This window comes from Paracoccus aminophilus JCM 7686 (genome assembly GCF_000444995.1).
Taxonomy (GTDB): Bacteria; Pseudomonadota; Alphaproteobacteria; order Rhodobacterales; family Rhodobacteraceae; genus Paracoccus; species Paracoccus aminophilus.
Window position 1 is genome coordinate 1717535 of sequence record NC_022041.1, and the last position, 18149, is coordinate 1735683.

13 protein-coding genes and 1 pseudogene are annotated in these 18149 nt (G+C 63.0%); 6 read left to right on the forward strand and 8 right to left on the reverse strand.

All coding sequences use genetic code 11. The features are described from left to right. Nucleotides 1–115: 115 nt before the first annotated feature. Nucleotides 116–1693 carry an RNA repair transcriptional activator RtcR family protein gene (locus JCM7686_RS08500; protein ID WP_020950449.1) on the forward strand — a complete coding sequence of 526 codons (1578 nt, stop codon included), beginning with the start codon at nucleotides 116–118 and terminating at the stop codon, nucleotides 1691–1693. Nucleotides 1694–1801: 108 nt separating this feature from the next. Further along, entirely contained in the window at nucleotides 1802–2380 is a 579-nt protein-coding gene (locus tag JCM7686_RS08505; protein ID WP_148292595.1) for a hypothetical protein, read from the forward strand. A gap of 878 nt (nucleotides 2381–3258) precedes the next feature. Here JCM7686_RS08505 and JCM7686_RS08510 read toward each other — a convergent pair. Both JCM7686_RS08510 and JCM7686_RS08515 read right to left on the reverse strand, forming a co-directional pair. Next, on the reverse strand, nucleotides 3259–4131 hold the full coding sequence (locus JCM7686_RS08510; RefSeq protein ID WP_020950451.1) for a DUF2189 domain-containing protein: 873 nt from the start codon (nucleotides 4129–4131) through the stop codon (nucleotides 3259–3261). Nucleotides 4132–4280: 149 nt separating this feature from the next. Further along, nucleotides 4281–4949 (reverse strand): DsbA family protein, encoded by a 669-nt coding sequence (locus JCM7686_RS08515; RefSeq protein ID WP_020950452.1) that lies wholly within the window; start codon nucleotides 4947–4949, stop codon nucleotides 4281–4283. Nucleotides 4950–5673: 724 nt separating this feature from the next. On the opposite strand from JCM7686_RS08515, the pseudogene JCM7686_RS24360 reads away from it, so the two are divergent. Then, nucleotides 5674–5811, forward strand: a pseudogene (locus tag JCM7686_RS24360) (IS5/IS1182 family transposase); the annotation flags it as partial. 366 nt (nucleotides 5812–6177) lie between these two features. Here JCM7686_RS24360 and JCM7686_RS08520 read toward each other — a convergent pair. The 4 genes from JCM7686_RS08520 to JCM7686_RS08535 are packed head-to-tail and all read right to left on the reverse strand — an operon-like array spanning nucleotide 6178 to nucleotide 9966. Continuing rightward, a complete protein-coding gene (locus tag JCM7686_RS08520) occupies nucleotides 6178–6981 on the reverse strand; it encodes an ABC transporter permease (protein ID WP_020950453.1) in 804 nt (267 codons plus the stop codon). After that, nucleotides 6978–7856 carry an ABC transporter permease gene (locus tag JCM7686_RS08525; RefSeq protein ID WP_020950454.1) on the reverse strand — a complete coding sequence of 293 codons (879 nt, stop codon included), beginning with the start codon at nucleotides 7854–7856 and terminating at the stop codon, nucleotides 6978–6980. The genes JCM7686_RS08520 and JCM7686_RS08525 overlap by 4 nt, the downstream gene beginning before the upstream one ends. Next, nucleotides 7853–8896 carry an ABC transporter ATP-binding protein gene (locus tag JCM7686_RS08530; protein WP_020950455.1) on the reverse strand — a complete coding sequence of 348 codons (1044 nt, stop codon included), beginning with the start codon at nucleotides 8894–8896 and terminating at the stop codon, nucleotides 7853–7855. The genes JCM7686_RS08525 and JCM7686_RS08530 overlap by 4 nt, the downstream gene beginning before the upstream one ends. A gap of 35 nt (nucleotides 8897–8931) precedes the next feature. Then, on the reverse strand, nucleotides 8932–9966 hold the full coding sequence (locus JCM7686_RS08535) for an ABC transporter substrate-binding protein (RefSeq protein ID WP_020950456.1): 1035 nt from the start codon (nucleotides 9964–9966) through the stop codon (nucleotides 8932–8934). Nucleotides 9967–10162: 196 nt separating this feature from the next. Between JCM7686_RS08535 and JCM7686_RS08540 the strand changes: the two genes are divergently transcribed. Beyond that, entirely contained in the window at nucleotides 10163–10882 is a 720-nt protein-coding gene (locus JCM7686_RS08540; RefSeq protein WP_236635881.1) for a FadR/GntR family transcriptional regulator, read from the forward strand. A 14-nt stretch (nucleotides 10883–10896) separates the two neighbouring features. Next, on the forward strand, nucleotides 10897–12540 hold the full coding sequence (locus tag JCM7686_RS08545) for an AMP-binding protein (protein ID WP_020950458.1): 1644 nt from the start codon (nucleotides 10897–10899) through the stop codon (nucleotides 12538–12540). A 29-nt stretch (nucleotides 12541–12569) separates the two neighbouring features. On the opposite strand, the gene JCM7686_RS08550 is transcribed toward JCM7686_RS08545, so the two are convergent. Together JCM7686_RS08550 and JCM7686_RS08555 are read right to left on the reverse strand one after the other, a co-directional pair. Beyond that, nucleotides 12570–13379, reverse strand: a complete 810-nt coding sequence (locus JCM7686_RS08550; protein ID WP_084621051.1) for an enoyl-CoA hydratase/isomerase family protein — start codon at nucleotides 13377–13379, stop codon at nucleotides 12570–12572. A 10-nt stretch (nucleotides 13380–13389) separates the two neighbouring features. Next, entirely contained in the window at nucleotides 13390–14385 is a 996-nt protein-coding gene (locus tag JCM7686_RS08555) for an MDR family oxidoreductase (protein WP_020950460.1), read from the reverse strand. 216 nt (nucleotides 14386–14601) lie between these two features. On the opposite strand from JCM7686_RS08555, the gene JCM7686_RS08560 reads away from it, so the two are divergent. After that, entirely contained in the window at nucleotides 14602–17976 is a 3375-nt protein-coding gene (locus tag JCM7686_RS08560; RefSeq protein ID WP_041527747.1) for an indolepyruvate ferredoxin oxidoreductase family protein, read from the forward strand. The last annotated feature ends 173 nt before the right edge of the window (nucleotides 17977–18149 follow it).

Sequence of the window (18149 nt, forward strand, 5' to 3'; positions counted from 1 at the left end):
AACGATATTTCCGCATAATAATTTGATTTTAAATATATAAATTGAAAATTCCTGAACCCGCTGGAAGTTAATCCTATCCAATGATATCGTTATTTATCTATATGGATCATTCCCAATGCGTAACGTCGTCATCGGCTTCCTCGGCACCCAACTCGACATGGGAAAACGGCGCGAATGGCGCCCTTCGGTGCAACTTTGCGCACATCCTGATTTCCCGATCGACCGGCTCGAGCTGATCTACGACCAGCGCCATTATCACCTTGCCTGCACGGTGATGGCCGCCATCTCGAAGGTCTCACCGGATACCGAGGTGCGGCTGGTCCAGATCAACATGACCGACCCGTGGGATTTTCAGGAGGTCTACGGCAAACTTTACGATTTCGCCGCCGATTACGGCTTTGACGAAGACCGAGAGCGCTATCATATCCATCTGACCACAGGCACGCATGTGGCGCAGATCTGCTGGTTCCTCCTCTCGGAAAGCCGACATATTCCGGCGCGGCTGATCCAGACCGGGCCTCCGCGCGATGACAGCGAACCGAGCGGGAAGCTCGATGTCATCGACCTTGAGCTGGCGCGCTACAACGCCTTGCAGCGGCGCTTTGAGGCGGCTGCGCGCGAACATTCCGCGCTGCTTTTGGGCGGCGTCGAGACCGTCAGCCCCAAGATGCAGGCGCTGGCCGAACGGCTGGATCTGGTCACAAGCGCCTCGGATGCGCCAATCCTGTTGCTGGGCGAACCCGGAACCGGCAAATCCGCCCTCGCCGCCCGTATCCACGAGTTGAAGCTAGTCCGTCGCCGCATCAAGGGTCGACTCGTGCAGATCAATTGCGCGACGCTTGGCGGTGAAGGCGCGCTCGCGGTGCTTTTCGGGCAGCGCAGATCCGCGACGGGCCTCGCGGGAAGCGAGCGCGCAGGCCTTCTGCGCGAGGCGGATGGTGGCGTGCTCTTTCTGGATCAGATCGACGCGCTCGGGCCCGCGGAGCAGGCTGCGCTTTTGCAGGTGATTGAAACCGGGCGCTACTACCCTGTCGGCTCGGATTCCGAGGTGACGACGCGCTTTCACCTGATCGCCTCTGCCTCGGCCGATCCCGGAGCACTGGTTCGTTCCGGACAATTGCGCGCCGATCTGCACGCCCGCCTGTCGCAATGGATGTTCCGCCTGCCGCCCTTGCGCGAGCGGCGCGAGGATATTGCGGCTCATCTTCTGGACCTGCTCGACGAGAGCGAGCGGCAGCTCGGCCGCAAGACTGGCTTCAACGCCGATGCCTTGGCCCGCTATCTGCGGTTTGCCGAGGACCCATCCTCGCCTTGGACCGGAAATCTTCGTGATCTGCAGGCCTCGGCGCATCGGATGGCGGTTTTGGCAGAGCGGGGGCGCATCACTTTGCCGATGGTCGAGGCCGAGATTGCAACCCTGCGCAGCCAATGGGATGCCGCCACCTCCGACAGGGACGCGGCGTTGCTACGAGCGGTTTTGCCCGGAATCGAGTTGGATGAGTTCGACCGCGCGCAGCTCACCACTGTTCTCCGAGCGTGCCGCGAATGCCCCACGCTCTCGGCGGCAGGTCGCCGCCTTTTCGCCGTCTCGCGCGAGGGCAAGGCCAGCCAGAATGACGCCGACCGGCTGCGCAAATATCTGGCGCGATTTGATCTGGATTGGGCGGCGGTTACCGGGTTCCGCACGGATTGACCTGCCGCTCTTTGCGAGCGGCTGTTCCAGCCGACGGAAGACGAGCCTCCTTGACAACGCGAGCGCATGGGCCGGCCTGAGGAGCAGGGCTCGCCCTCCGGCGATCCCTTGGTCACGTCGATCCACACCTGTGCGAGATACTTCGAGCGCGATCCGATTTTGGCCAGAATCCGGGCGCGTCCGCCCTTTCCCGCAGGCCAAGAAGCGGACGCGGGATTTCTCTCCTTTGGCAGAACATTCATCACCCAAGACGCGAGACAGGATTACCGGCAAAAACCGCAAAGGGGCGAAAACCGCCCGCTGCAAGCCTTTGAACCGGTGTTTCAGCGCAGGGAGCCGCCTGAACGATCTTGCCCTTCCGGCAGCGGGCGGCGCGCCCCGGTCCTATCGCGGCTCCCGCACGGCGCGGAGGGACAGGTTGCGTCTGCTCGCTCTGATGCGGTTCAGAAGCTGGCTGAGTATCTCGGCGGAAGAGCGGGTTACGGGTTGATGGGCAAGCTCGTCCAGATCCCGAAATTAGGCCGGGACAACGACAATTATGTGGTCATAGCTGCCGCCCTCACCGTTGAAGGCGGCAATCGCCTCTTCCGCCGCTTTCCGGCGAACCGGGGCAGCGAGAAGTTTGAGATGAATGGCCGTGACCTCGACCGGCGCCCGGCGGTCGAGCGTTTGAAGGAGGGGATGTAGCGACATGAACAGCCTCTTCGCGATCTCGACGCGCGGTATTTCGAAACCGATGCGCGCTCATGGCAGATCGAACAGGACGCGGCTTGTCCGGTGCCGACACTGCGGGGCAGCCGGTGCCGCGCCGCCGCAGCGTGATACCGCGGGATCGGCCGGTTTATGCAGGACGCCGCGAAACTGCTACGACGGGACAAGAGGTTCAGCTGCCGCGGCTTCAACAAATCTGGAACACTGGCCGCCACCGGCTGGCATCTTCCGGAGAATGCCGCTCTCGTCGCCGCCTCCGAGCATGTCATATCCGCCTTGCACCCGCCAAATGAGTGCTGCTTTGGCGCCGCGACGATCAGAACACGACGGCACGGATCAGTGTTTCGCAGGATGGCGATGACGATACGCGAGGCCTGCCGATCCTCGGCTATGACTTTGTTCGTCCGAGCTGGGACTTGACCGTGCTGCGTATAATTCGTGCCGCCGCTGCTTCCTCCCCGCGACGCGGCGCTACCGGATTTTCTGGACCGCATAGGCGATCAGGGCAAGGAGGTCATTTGCACAGCCTTTGCCACCGCCGCGAGCTGCAATTACCCGAGGCCCGCAAGGGGTCAGCGGGCTTTGCCTAAAGCATCTAGATGCTCGTTTCTACAGCGACGACTGGATAAATCTGCATTCCGCCGTGCTCGCCGAAGGCGCCCTGCTCCGCGCGTTAAGCAAAGGTCAAGGCGGCTGGCAAAGCCCCGAGAAAACCCTCTCCGCCCGCAGCCCGCTGAGGCAGATCTGTGGGGCCACGACAAACAAAGCCAGCACCGCACAAAGCCGCCACGGTCCGGGATCCGAAACCGCGTCGGCTTTGCTCTGTGCGCGCCGTCAGGGACGGAAGCGCCGCTTCACCCCTGATCCGGCCAAGCGATAGCCCGACGGTAGAGGTGCCACGTCGCATGTCCGAGAACGGGCAGAACCACGATCAACCCGACGAAAAGCGGGATCGAGCCGAGCAGCAGCGCCCCGGCGACGATCAGCCCCCAGATCGCGGTTGTGCCGGGGTTCTTGCGCGCGACGGCCCAAGAGGTCGTCAAGGCCAGAGCCGCGCCCACCGGGCGGTCCACCAGCATCGGAAACGAGGTCAGGCTGATACAAAGCACCACGGCCGCGAAGACGAAGCCAACGGCAAGACCGATCCCGATCATCGCCCAGCCTTCGCTGGTGGTGACGGCATCGTGCAAGAAGGCCATGAGGTTTTCGTCCGGCAGCGCGCCCATGGTCAGCGACCAGATCAGATGCGCGGCATAGAGCCAGAGAAGGAAGATCGCCGCCAGCAAAGTGGCCAGCGCCAATACCGGGCCCAACTCGCCCCCACGCAAGGCACCGAGCGCCGCAGACCAGTTCGTCGCCTCGCCGCGCTCGCGCCGTCGGCTCATCTCGTAAAGCCCGACCGCCGCCACAGGTCCGACCAGCGGAAAGCCTGCGACCAGCGGGAAAAGCAGGTGCGATTGTCCGGCATTGAGCGCCCAAGCCGCAAGGACAAGGCCGATCACCGGATAAAGGATCACTGCAAAGATGACATCCGTGCGAAGCGCCGCAAAATCCTCGATCCCTTTTCGCAGCGCAATGCGAATATCGCTCAGGCCGATGGTCCTGACCTCGGGCCGGGCCATCTCCTGCCCGCCGATCCCTTCCACCGCATGTTCAAGACCATGGCCCGCGCCGGCAAGCCGTTTGGCGGTCCAACTTATCGGATTTCCAATCGTTTCTCGGGGCATCAGAATATCCTCCTTATCAGGAGGTCGGGACCGGAAAGGCATGGCCGGAACATCCGGCACGCACCCGATCGTCTCCGGGCCGAACCGTCCTATCCGCGAAGTATAGCAGAAAAACCGACAGAGATCGCGCGATTTGTCAGAGCTGGTGATCAGCTCAACGGGAGAAGCTCGTCAAGCGCGGCGCGTAGCCCGTCGGGGCCACGGTAAAGCACCTCGCCATTGAGCGCGGTCGGTTTGCCGCCGACCACGACGACAAGCTGCGGCACGCCGCGGATGCCGAGACGGGCCATGCGGGTCTGCGAGTCCGTGAGGCGCGCCTCGGTCCGTTCGCGCAGCGCGTCATCTGCCCGAAGGCGATGGGTCAGGGCTTCGGCCGTCAACGCTACGCCATGGTTTGCCGCCACGCGAACCGCGACCTCGGCCACCTCCTCATCCCGAGCCGTGTCGCGCGCATCGACATAGCGGGCAAGCTGCACGGCATGCAGGAACTCGGGCTCGAGGCGCGCATCGATCTCGCCAAGCGCCTGCAGGGCCCGCGTCGCGGGTGCGGAGGTGAAAACGCCATCCGGGGCGAGCAGGACGTTGCGGTGATACGCCTGCGAGAACCGCTGGCCGGTCAGTGCCTGGATCCGCTGGTCATTGTGCCAGGCGTGTTCCGCGATCGAGGACACCGGACGGGCGCCGAAAAAGAGGCCGGATGGCATCAGGCGGAGCTGGCCGGGGAAGCTTGCGGCCAGACCTTGAAGAGCCGGCGCGCTGGCATAGCACCAGCCGCAAAGCGGGTCGAAGAAATACTGAAGCTCAATCTCGGGGACCATGGCGATGTCCTTTCGTTGAGCCCTCTATATTGCTGCGAATGCCAGCGATAAACAGCCGTTCAATCGGCAGACTGTTGCAGGGATCGCATCACCGCCGCGCGCGTCCCGATCGAGACCGCGCACTAGCGCTACCGTCGTAGCCGAGGTGCTCGACATGTCGCGCAATGGCGTCGTGATCGCGGATTGGTTCAGGACGCCTCCTCTGCACCGCCCGACTCGAAGGCTAGACGAGACCACGGCCGGGGAACGCTCGAGCTCTGCCGCGACATGGTCCGCATATCCGACAACCTATCCGAAGTCGCGACGGATTCGGCGGAGCCACGCGGACGGCTGCGGGCGACGGTGCCCAGCACTCTCGCCGAAACCCTGCTCGTTTCGTTTCAAGCGGAGTTCGTGACGAGGCATCCGCACAGCACGGTCGAGCTGCCGATCTCCGACCGATCCGTCAATCTGGTGCAGGACGCGTTGATGTCGCCATCTGCATCTCGAACAGCCTCGAACCATCGCTGATCTTCCACCGCTCGGGGCGCTGCTTCGTCGAAGTTTATGCCGCGCCCGCCTAGCTTCCCGCCAAGGGCGTCATCGACCGGATCAGTTCCGCCGTGACCACCTTTGGGGAAGAGTTTCCGCGCTTATCGCAGGATGGGCGTTTCGACATCCGCGATGAGCCGGGTTGCACAGAGGAAGACTGCGCCCGAAGGTTGTTCGCGCGCCGGTTTCCTTTGCTGGGATCAGCCCTGTCCTGACGCATCTGCTGGACCAGATGCCTCCTGATGAACAGATCGGCACCGTGACTGGCGACGGCGCCTTTGACACAAGACGATGCCATAGCGCGATCTTCGAACGCGGTGGCACAGCGATCTGGGTCTCAATGCGATAGTCGGACAGCTGGTTGAGAGGGTTGGCGCCGTCGAAGCGAAGCAGAGCCAGAGTATCGGTACCACGAGCGGTCTTCAGGCGAGCGAGTCGGTCGATCGGACGTAACGAGGCGCTCACCAAACGGCTCCGAAAATCGAGTGCGGCAATTTATATTGCTAAATAATTCAGCTATATAACCGGGTGGAAAATCGCGGATACGCCCACAAATGGAGTTTGAGGAGACCGACCCTCCACGCAGGAGGCCACGTCGCGCGACGCGAGCGCGGTTCGGGCCCTCTCCGCGCCCTTCGGCAAGCAGTCGGCAGCGGGCTGATCTACCAGCCACGCGGCAGTGCAGATCTCATCCGCCTTAGAACCGCAGCGAGCGCAGGCCCACGGTCAGATCGACGATCAGCACCGCGACGAAGGTCACGAGAATGCTCAGAGTGGCCACCGCCGCCGCCGTCGGATCGAAGTTGAAGCGCAGATAGTCGAACAGCTCGAGCGGCAACGTATTCATGCCGACCGGCTTCAGAAGCAGCGAGATGTTGAAGATATCGAAGGAAATCACGAAGGCGAAGAGGCAGCCGGTGATGACGCCCGGCTTGATCGCGGGCAGGGTCACCCGGCGGAAGGTCATCCGGCCTCCAGCGCCAAGGCTGCGCGCGGCCTCCTCCTGCGAGCGGTCGAAGTTGAAGAGCGCCGAGCAGACGTTGAGGAAGACATAGGGAAAGGTCACGATGATATGGCCGGTCTGGATCGCGATGGAGTAGTTATTGCCGATGCCAAGCTCGAAGAAGAAGAAGAGAAGCGCAATCGCGGTCAGAATCTCGGGCACCAGCAACGGCGCACTCATCAAAAGCCGCAACGGGTTCGTGAGCCGCGCAGGCGCGTAGCGCACGACATAGATCGCGGCCAACGTCCCGATCACACCGTTCACCACCGCCGACACCGCTGCGAGTTGCAGCGAATGCAGGGTCGCCGACAGGAAGCGCGCATTGGAAAACAGCTCGCCAAACCAGCGCAGCGAAAAGCCCTCGGGCGGGAAGGCAAGGAACTCGCCCCCCGAGAAGGAAAGCACCACCACCAGCAGGATCGGCGCCATCAGGAAGATATAGATCAGTGTGACGAGGGCCAAGAAGACATAGTCCCAGATCGTCTTGCTTCCGGTCATGGCAGCCTCCGCATCGCCCGCGCGGTCAGGCGCAGATAGACAACGAGGATCGCAAGCGTGATCACCGCCATGAAAATCGCAAGCGCTGCGCCCGCCGGCCAGCGGAAGTTGTCGACAAGATATTGCACGACCAGCACCGCCATGGTCCGCCCCTGCGAGCCGCCAAGCATGGCCGGCGTGACATAGGCCGAGATCGAGAGGACGAAGACTAGGATCGACCCCGCCTGAATTCCCGGCATCGACAGAGGCAGCGTCACCTTGAAAAAGGTCCGCATCCGCGAGGCCCCCAGCGAGCGCCCGGCTAAAGCGATCTCGGGATTGATCGCTTGAAGGTTGCCCAGAAGCGGCAGGATCACGAAAGGCAAGAAGACATGGATCAGCGCAATCGTGACCCCAAGCGGCGTATTGAGCAGCTGGATCGGCCGGTCAATCAGATGAAGCGCCTTCATCCAGCTGTTCGCGATGCCGTTGTTTGACAGAATGATCATCCAGGCAAAGGTCCGCACCACCAGCCCCACGAGCAGCGGCGAGATCACGCAGATGTAAAGCAGGCTCGCGACCCGACTGCGGGTGCGAGCGAGATGATAGGCGACAGGATAGCCCAGCAGCAACGTCACCACGGTCACGATCAGCGCCGTGCGGACCGTGCGCCAGACGATGCCCCAGATGAAAGGATCGGCGATGACATCAGTATAATGGGCCAGCGTGAAGCCATCGCCGTAGACCGCCTTGGTCGAGGCCTCCCGAAAGCTCATAACGACGATGGAGATATAGGGCAGGATCAAGAAGCCCACGAGCAGGACAAGCGCGGGCAGGATCATCCACCAGACCGGCGCGCGGCGGTGCAGTCTCGGGGCGTCAGGTGTCACCGTCATGCCGCCAGCACCCAGCTCTTGCGCGCCGGAAAACCAAGCGTGACCGCATCGCCCTCGGACAGCGGATTGTCCGAACTGACCGTAGTCGTGACATTCGCCCCTGAGCCCAGGACGACATGCAGCAGACAATCCTCGCCCTGATAGATGGATTTGCGCACACGCCCGGTCAGGGTATTTTCCCCCGCAGCGGTGACGATATGTTCTGGGCGGATCATCACCCGGACATCGCCGGAAAGCCCAGCCACGCCGGTCGCCGAGAGCGCGCCGTCGGCCGTCTCGATCAGGTAATCCGCACCCCTGCCCTCGCGAATACGCCCGGGGATCGTGTTCGACTGGCCGATGAAATCGGCCACCATCAGCGAAGCCGGGCGCTCGTAGATCTCGCGGGGCGCGCCGCATTGCTCGATCACGCCCTTGTTCATCACGACGATCCGGTCGGACATGACCATCGCCTCGCTTTGATCATGGGTGACATAGATCGTGGTGATGCCGACGCGCTGCTGAAGATCGCGGATGAAGAAGCGCATGTCATCGCGCAAAGCCGCATCAAGGTTCGCAAGCGGCTCGTCGAGCAAAAGCACCTGCGGCTCGATCACCAGCGCCCGCGCCAGTGCCACACGTTGCTGCTGCCCGCCCGAGAGCTCGCGCGGGAAGCGTTTGCCGTAATCGGCAAGCTTGACCATCTCGAGCACCTGTGCGATCCGCGCCGCCCGCTCAGGCGCCGGGATCTTGCGGACCTCAAGCCCGAAGCTGAGGTTTTCGGCCACCGTCATATGCGGAAAGAGCGCGTAGCTTTGGAAGACCATGCCGAGATCGCGATGCTCTGGCATGACCCCGGTCATGTCGCGCGCGCCAAACAGGATGCGCCCGCTGCCGACCCCTTCGAATCCCGCGATACAGCGCAGCGTCGTGGTCTTGCCGCACCCCGAGGGACCGAGCAGCGAGATGAACTCGCCCTGCCCGATCGCCAGGTTGATATCCTTGAGGATATGCAGGCTGCCGTAGAACTTGTTGATCCCGTCCAGAGTCAGCGTCGTCATCTCGTCCCACTTCCAAAAAGTCAGCGCCCCGCGGCTCAGCCGATTTCGCGGTTCCAGCGATCAGCAACATCCGCGGCGATCTCGACATATTTGTCCCAGTCGAAGCGGATGATCTTGGACATGGCGTCGCCGGTGATCGGTATCCGTTTCGCCAAAGCGGCATCGACGGTCGAGGCCGTGTTGACCGGCGAGGTGTAGAAGGTCTTCGCCATATTCGACTGCACATCGGCGTCGATCAGATAGTTGATATAGGCATGGGCCTGATCCTTGGCCGCGCCGGTCTTGACGATGTTGAAGGATTGCTCATAGGCCAGAACACCCTCGGTCGGGACGACGATCTCGACCGGCGCGCCCTTGTCCTGAAGCGTCATGATCTCGGTCCAATCGACCGGCGCGATGGCGACATCGCCGCGCATCAAGGCGGTCGCGACCTCGCCGCTCCAGCTCGCCTGAGTGAAGGGCGCGAGCTCGGCGATCTTGGTGAAAGCCGTGTCGATATCCATATCGCCCGAACCGAAGAGCTTGCCCGCCAGCCGCAGGAACAAAAGCGCGCCGGTATTGCCGATCTGATAAAGCCCGATCCGGCCCTTGAATTCGGGATTGGTCCAAAGATCGGTCCAGGATTTCGGCGGCGTCTGGATCATATCGGTGCGATAGGCCAACCCGATCGGCGAGACGATGCCGCGCAAACCGTTGTTTTCAGGGTTCATCAGCCCCTCATGCAGCTTGGCCGCATTCGGCACTTTCGTCAGGTCAAGCGGCTCGAAAAAGCCCTCGGCGCGCAGCATGGCGGCGATGTTTTCATTGCCCATGAAGACCGAATAGGGCGAGGCCGCCCCGCCCGCGCGGATCTTCGAGACGAAATCCTTGCCGAGCCCGACATCAAGCTGGCCCTGAATGCCGGTGGCCTTGGTGAAGCCGGGAAGCAGCACCTCCTCCCAGAACTTGGCCCAGGTCCCGCCATAGGTCGGGATCACGAAAGGCGCCTGCGCAAAGGCGCGGCCGCCGAGGGAAAGCACACCAGCGGACGCCGTCAGCGCCGCCAGAAAGTGGCGTCGGTTCAATGTCATCGGATATCTCCCTGTGATGCCCTGCCTGCCCGGTTCCCGTGGCGGCAGCTGTTCGACTCGGCATTCCTTGAGGTCAGGTTTGCACCTTCATCGGAATCGGTCAATAATTTTTATATTTAAATAGGCCAATCTGGTGATAGATTGGCGAGGCACAGAAAAAAGTGATGATATGACGACGATTGACCGGAATCAGGGATTGGCACGACAGATTGCCGACAGCCTCCAGGACGACATTCTCCAGAACCGTTTGAGCGTGTCGGAACGGCTTCCCTCCGAGGCCGATCTGGCCGAGCGCTTCAAGGTCTCGCAGCCGACGGTGCGCGAGGCGATGAAGATCCTTGCAGCGAAGAAGCTGATCCGCTCGAAACGCGGCCCGAAAGGCGGGGTTTTCGTCAACACGCCCTCGCTCGATATGGCTGCCCAGACCCTGCATGAGACGACGAACTGGCTGGTCTCGCTTGGGGTGATCGAGCTTGCCGATATCGTCGAGACCCGCCGCAAGCTTGGCCGTATGGCCATCGAAATCGCCTGCGAAGCCGCCACGCGCGAGGATTACAAGCGGATCGAGGATGCGCTGCTCGAACTCGATCACACCAATATTTCGGACGAGGATTTCTGCCGCCTCGAGGTCGCGTTCCATCAGGCGGTCGCCGAGGCCAGCTCGAATGCGGTGCTGCGGCTGATGATGGTCGTGGTCAACCAATCGTTGATCCCGGCCGCGAATATGATCTCCTTCCAGTTCCGCGAGCGTGACAAGGTCATCGCCTATCAGCGCCAGATCTTCTCGGCGCTGCTCAGCCGCAAGACCGAAGAGGCCGTCAGCGCCTTTGACGCGCTCATCGACTATCAAAGCGGGGTCTATGACCTTGCGCTCCAGCGCCGCGAGGAACGGCAATCCGCCGAAGCCGCGCGCTGACAACCGGAGATGAGATGACGCGATCCCCGATCCTTGGCACCCGCGCGGATGGCGCGCTGACGCTGGCCAATCCGATCCCGCTTCCCGCGCAGCCGGACGTTCTGGACCGGCTGCGGCATTGGGCGAGGGTGGCGCCGGACCGGGTGCTGATCTCGGCGGAGGTCTTGGGATCGCGTCATTCCCTGAGCTATGCCGAGGCGCTCACCGCCGCAGAATCCCTGCATTGGCGCCTTGCCGCAGCCGGTTTGCGCCCCGGTGCGCGGATCGCGACCTTGCTGCCCGCGGGCCTCGCGGCGCTGAGCCTGCGCCTCGCTTGCCTGATGGGCGGATATACCCATCTTTCGCTGCCGCCCTACCCCTTCCGCGCCCTGCCCGCCTGCCCGCCGACCGAGGGCGACGCCGGGCGGCTCTGGCAGATCGTACAGCCCGCCCTGCTGATCGTCGGCGAGGATCACAGCCTGCGCGGCAGTGGCCCCGCCCTCGCTCTTGCCGATCTGCCTGCGGCCCGGCCTGTGTCCGCAGCCGCCGTCACAGCCACTGACTGGAGCGCGATTTTCTTCACCGCCGGCAGCACCGGCGCCTCGAAAGGCGTACCCATCACCCGCGGGATGATCTCGTCTTGTCAGGCCGCCTGCGCGGCGCAATGGCCCTTCCTGACCGCGCGCCCGCCGGTGCTGATCGACTGGATGCCCTGGAACCATGTCTTTGGTGGATTGGATAATCTTTTCAAGGTGATCTGGAATGGCGGCAGCCTTCACCTTGCGCCGCCGCCCTCGGCAGAGGGCATAGAGGCGATGCTGCGGCTGATGGCCGAGGTCCAGCCGACGCTGTCGATTGGCGTGCCGCTTGGGCTCACGCTGATCCTCGATGCCTTTGACACGACGCCCGAGCTTGTGTTGCCCGGGTTTGCGCGACTGACCCATCTCTTCTTCGCCGGAGCCGCGATGGCGCCTGCGCTCTGGGAGAGGCTGACACTGTTTCGCGCCGCGGTCGAGCACCGCTTCGGCCATGATCTTGCCATTCTTTCGGGCTATGGCGCGACCGAGGCCGCCTCGACCATGTGCCTCGCGCCCGGCCCGGTGACGAGCGCGGGCGTTCTCGGCTGGCCCCTGCCCGGCCATGAAATCGCCTTGGTCGAGACCGAGGGCCGTCGCGAGATCCGCTTTCGCGGCCCCAATCTCGCGCCCTGCTATCTGACCGAGACCGGAGAAAGCCCACTGCCGCTGGACGATTTCGGCTTTTACCGCACGGGGGACGCCGGGATCTGGGATGGGACGACCCTGCGCTTCGACGGTCGTCTGGCCGAGGATTTCAAGCTCGCGAGTGGGATCAAGGTCAGAGCGGGAGTGCTGCGCGCGCAGATTCTCAAGGCGCTGGCGCCTCTGGCCGAGGATCTGGTGCTTGGCGGCGAAGGGCGTGAGGGGCTGGTTGCGCTGGTCTTCGGCCAAGGCGACATGGCCGAGCGCCTGGCCGCTTGGAACCGCGCGAATCCCGGTTCTTCGACCGCGATTGCCCGTTTCATCATCGCTGATTTCGCCCCGGATGCGCAGGCGGGCGAGGTCTCGGCCAAGGGGCAGATCGTGCAAAGCCGGATGCTGCGCAACCGCGCGGCGCTGTTTGAGGCGCTGTCCGACGGCAAGATCGGCACCGTTCCCTAAGAAACGCCGCCCGGAGGCGGCGTTTTGGCTCAATCGAGATCCTTGAACGGGGCCTCGCGGATTTCGAGAAACTCCTTCAGCGATTTCTCCTTGAGAAGCCGCATCCACTTCCGCCCTTCTTCGGTCCCATGCAGGATCGCCGTGGTTTCGCGGTTGTAAGACCACGAGCTTTCAAGCCCCGCCGTCTGCTGCATATGGTTCAGCGCCGCCTTGGCATAACGGATCGCCGCACCGGGCATCCGCGCACATTTACGCGCCATCCGCTCGGCCTCCGCCATGACCTGATCGCGCGGCACCGCCTTATTGGCCAGATGAATGCGCACCGCTTCGGTCCCGTCGATCAGATCGCCCGTATACATCAGATGACGCGCATGGATCATCGGCACGGTCCAGGGCAGCATCAGCGTCGGGGGCGCCGAGACATGGCGCACCTCGGGCTCGCCCAGCAGCGCGTCCTCGGCGACAATCACCATGTCGCAGCACATCATCAGCTCAAGCCCGCCCGCCAGCGCATAGCCATTCACCGCCGCGATGATCGGGATCGGCACGTCATGGATGAACTTCAACCGCCGCATATTCTCGCCGATATCGCCGCGCCAGCCGTCGGCATCCATCTCGAAATCCTCGCCGCCGAGATCGAAGCCCGCGGTGAAGGCGCGGCCCGCCCCGGTCAGGATCACGGCGCGGATCTCGGGGTCGGCGACGGCGCGCTGAATTGCCGCCTCAATCGCGTCGCCAAGCTCTTGATTCATCGCGTTCATCTTGTCCGGGCGGTTCATCGTCAGCGTGACAAACGCATCCTCGGGGTCTTTGTGCCACAGCACCAACTCTTGCGTCACGTCGTCCCCCTTATGCGATTTCAATGACATAGCGGCCCCGGGTTTCCCCTTTGAGGATCGCCTCTGCCAGTTTCGGCACCTCCGAGAGCTTCGCGGTGGTGGTCAGCGCATGCAATGTCGCGCGGTCGAGATGCTTGTCGAGATAATCCCAGGCTCGCGCCCGTTTTTCCTGCGGCGCCATAACGGAATCGACCCCCAGCAGCGCCACGCTGCGCAAGATGAAGGGCATCACCGTCACCGGCAGATCCATGCCCTGCGCCAGACCGCAGGCCGCGACCGCGCCGCCGTATTTCGTCTGGGCCAGCACATTGGCCAGGGTATGGCTGCCGACCGCATCGACCGCGCCCGACCAGCGTTCGGCCTGCAAGGGACGCCCCGCCTCGTTCAACTCTTGGCGCGAGATGAAGCCGCTCGCGCCGAGGCTTTGCAAAAACTCATGCTGGCTGGCACGTCCGGTCGAGGCCACCACCTTGTAGCCGCGCTTGGCGAGAAGCGAGATCGCCACGGTGCCGACGCCACCCGCGGCGCCGGTGACCAGAACCTCGCCCTCGCCGGGGGTGATGTGGCCCCAATCCTCAAGCGCAATCGCGCAAAGCGCCGCCGTATAGCCAGCCGTACCGATGGCCATGGCCTCGGCGGCCGAAAAGCCCTTGGGCAGCCGCGTCAGATGGCCGGCCTTGATGCTTTGAAAGCGCGAATAGCCGCCCCATTCGGTCTCAGAGAGCCCCCAGCCATTGACCAGCACCTGATCACCCGGCCGCCATTGCGGCACTTTCGACTCGACCACGGTCCCGGCAAGATCGATGCCCCCGACCATCGGCAGGCGCCGCGCGATCGGGATCGATCCGGCAATCGCCAGCCCGTCCTTGTAGTTGAGGCTGGAATGGCTGATCTCGACCAGCACATCATTGTCCGGCAGATCGTCGCGCGTCAGCGCTTCGAAGCCAACTTTGCGCTTGCCGTCGACATCGCGAATGACCAGCGCCTGAAAGCCGTGATCCGTCATCTTCGATTCCTCCCCTGTTTCGAAAACCCCGCCGCGCGGGGTCTCTCCGCTGCTGACTGCCGGAAACCGCGGCACATCCGCGCGGTCTCCTCTATTGTGTTATTGAAATATATATTTGACATCTGTTGCAACAGAAATATCCTCGAAGCCGATCTTTCCGAACATTCGCGACCTGCCATCCCCAAATGGCACCGGATGTGAGCAGCGAGCATGAAGATGCAGCCAACCGACCTTCGCCCCCCTGCCGGTGCGCCCGAGGCCAAGCCTGCGGAGGGGCAGAAACCCGCGCTCAGCGACCGCTACAGTAAACCCGTGGGGCGGATTCTGGTCTCGGGCACGCAGGCGCTGATCCGGCTGATGATCGAACAGGCGGCGGCAGATAAAGCTGCGGGACTGCATACGGCGGGCTATGTCTCGGGCTATCGCGGCTCGCCTTTGGCGGGGTTCGATACAGAAATGGCCCGCGCCCGCCCATTTCTCGCCGGTGCGGAAGTGGTCTTTCAACCCGGCCTCAACGAGGATCTCGCCGCGACCGCCGTCTGGGGCAGCCAGCAGACCGATCTCTCGCCCGGGGCGCGCCACGACGGCGTTTTCGCGATGTGGTATGGCAAGGGGCCGGGCGTCGACCGCTCGATGGATGCGATCCGCCACGCCAATGCGGCGGGCACCCATCCGCGCGGCGGCGTCCTTCTGTTGATGGGCGACGATCATGGCGCGGTCTCCTCGACCCTGCCGCATCAATCCGAGCATAACCTGATCTCGGCCATGGTCCCGATCCTGTCGCCCGCCGGGGTCGAGGATTACATCCCCTTCGGCCTCGCGGGCTTTGCGATGAGCCGCTTTTCGGGCGCCTGGGTCGGCTTCAAATGCCAGACCGAAATCGTCGAATGCAGCGCCACCGTCGAGCTGCCCGCGCGACGCGACTTCACGCTGCCCGACATCGCGCTTCCCACTGACGGGGTCTCGATCCGCTGGCCCGACAACCAGCTCGCGCAGGAAAAACGGCTAGAGATCAAGCTTCGCGCCGCGCAGGGCTTTGCGGTTGCGAACAATCTGGATGTGATTTCGGGCGCCCGGAGCGGCGCGAAACGCGGCATCGTGGCGACCGGGAAAGGCTGGCGCGATCTGACCGGAGCTCTGGCCAGGCTTGGGGTCGATGCCCATGCCATTGGCCTGCGACTTTACAAGGTCGGCCTGATCTGGCCGCTGGTGCCCGAGACGCTAGAGGCTTTCGCCGAGGGCCTCGACGAGATTCTGATCGTCGAGGAAAAGCGCCCGGTGATCGAGGATCAGATCCGCGTGCAGTTCTATGGCCGCAGCACGGCGCCGCGCCTGTTCGGCAAATCCACTCCGAAAGGCGCCCCGCTGATCTCGGCGACAGCAGAGCTTGATCCGCTTGGTCTCGCCGAGGTGGTGGCGCGCTTTCTTGACCTGCCCGCACCCGAAACCGCCGCCTCCGAGCTCCCCGTCTCTGAACCAATGCCCTTTCGCGAGCCCTATTTCTGCTCGGGCTGTCCCCATTCCGTCTCGACCCGCCTACCCGAGGGCAGTCGCGCGACAGCTGGGATCGGCTGCTCGATGCTGGCGGTCGGCATGGACCGGCATGTCGAAACCTTCACCCAGATGGGTGGCGAGGGCGCGAACTGGATCGGCCATGCGCCCTTCACCGATGAGCGGCATCTGTTCGTTCATATGGGCGACGGCACCTATTTCCACTCGGGGCTTTTGGCGATCCGGGCAGCGGTCGCGGCCAAGGTGAACGCGACCTATAAGATCCTCTTCAACGATGCCGTGGCCATGACCGGCGGCCAAAAACATGACGGCGAGCTCTCGGTTCCGGCCATCGTCGATCAGCTGCGCGCCGAGGGTCTACGTGAGGTCGTGGTCATCTCGGAAACCCCCGAGGTCTGGACCTCGCTGCCGGTCAAGGTGCTGGGCCGCGACGCGCTGATGGGCGAGCAAGAGCGGCTTCGGCAGATGGATGGCATCACGGCGATCATCTACGACCAGGTCTGCGCGGCAGAAAAGCGCCGCCGCCGCAAGCGGGGCAGTTTTCCGCAGATGGACGAGCGTGTGGTCATCCATCCCGAGGTCTGTGAAGGCTGCGGCGATTGCTCGGTCCAGTCGAATTGCATCTCGGTCGAGCCTTTGGACACGCCTCTTGGCCTCAAGCGCCAGATCAACCAATCCGCCTGCAATGGCGACCGGAGCTGCCTCAAAGGGTTCTGCCCGAGCTTCATCACCCTGCCCGGCGCGGTCCCGCGCAAGACCTCGCGCCCACTGCCCGAGGCTTTGAAGGACGAGCTGCCCGAGCCCGCGATTACCCTCGACAGCCCCCGCGCCATCCTGATGACCGGCATCGGGGGCACGGGCGTCATCACGGTCTCTGCGATCCTGACACAGGCCGCGTACCTCGACGGTCTGGCAGTGCTGACGCTCGACCAAACCGGCCTTGCACAGAAGAACGGCGCGGTCATGTCGCATCTGCGGCTCGCGCGGCAGGCCTCCGATCTGCACGCGCCCCGGATCGGGACAGGCGAGGCCGATCTGCTGCTGGGTTTTGACAAGGTCGTCGCGGTGTCACCCAAGGCGATCCGGACGCTCGATGCGGCGCGCTCCCGCGCGGTTGTGGACAGCCATTTCACCCCGACCGCGAGCTTCGTGAAAAACCCCTCCGGCGACCTCAAGACGGCGCTGCCAATGGCGAATTTGCGCAAACAGCTTGCAGCGGGGTCGCTGTTCCCTCTGGATGCCACTGAATTGGCCGAGACCTATTTCGGCGATGCGATTGCCTCGAATATCCTGCTGACCGGATTTGCCTGGCAAAGCGGTCTGATCCCGATCTCGCGCGCGTCAATCGAGGCAGCGATTGCGTTGAACGGCGGCGGGGCAGCGCAAAATCTCCAAGCCTTCCAAATCGGGCGGCTCGCCGCAGTCAAACCAGATGCGGTTATTCGTAAGCCGGTGACCAAAGACCTCTCGGTCTCTGAATTGAAGGCAATGCTCGCCAGGCGACTGGAGCTTTATCAAAACCGGCGCTACGCGCGGCGCTTTTTGAAGCTGATCGAAAAGGCCGAGCGACGGGTTGCAGATTGGCCGGGAGCCGAGGCGTTTCTGGTCGCGCTCATGCGCGGCTGCCATCACGTCATGGCCTATAAAGACGAATATGAGGTCGCGCGACTTTTGTCGGATGAGAGCTTTTTGCAATCTCTCGGCGATCGATTCGAGGGCGACCTACGCCCGACATTTCACCTTGCGCCCCCGCTTCTTAGCAAAACTGATGCCCGCACGGGTCGCCCGATGAAGCGCCGGTTTGGCCCGAATACTCTACCCGCATTCCGCTTGCTCCGCCGCCTAAAAGGTCTGCGCGGAACTCCATTCGATCCTTTCGGATACCATCCGGAACGCAAAGCAGAGCGGGCTTTGCGAGAGGATTATCTTGGCACTATGTCGGCCTTGATCGAAAGCCTTCAGCAAGTTGATTTAAACGAGGCAACCCGGCGCGCAGGTTCGGTCCTTTTTGTTAAAGGTTACGGGCCGGTCAAAGCCCTTGGCTTGGAGCAAATGCGCGAAGCTTTTTCTCAAGGCTAGGTTATGCCGACAAATGACCGAACCATAAGCTGAAGCCGGCAAAATCAACAAAGCCGATAAACTGTCCGCGGGCCTTCGCCCATTCGGATGCCAAACCGCGTGAGTTATGCCTTCAAGGAAGGTTCACCCATGATCGGAATTCAAATTCCGCCCCAAACACAGGCGGAGATGGA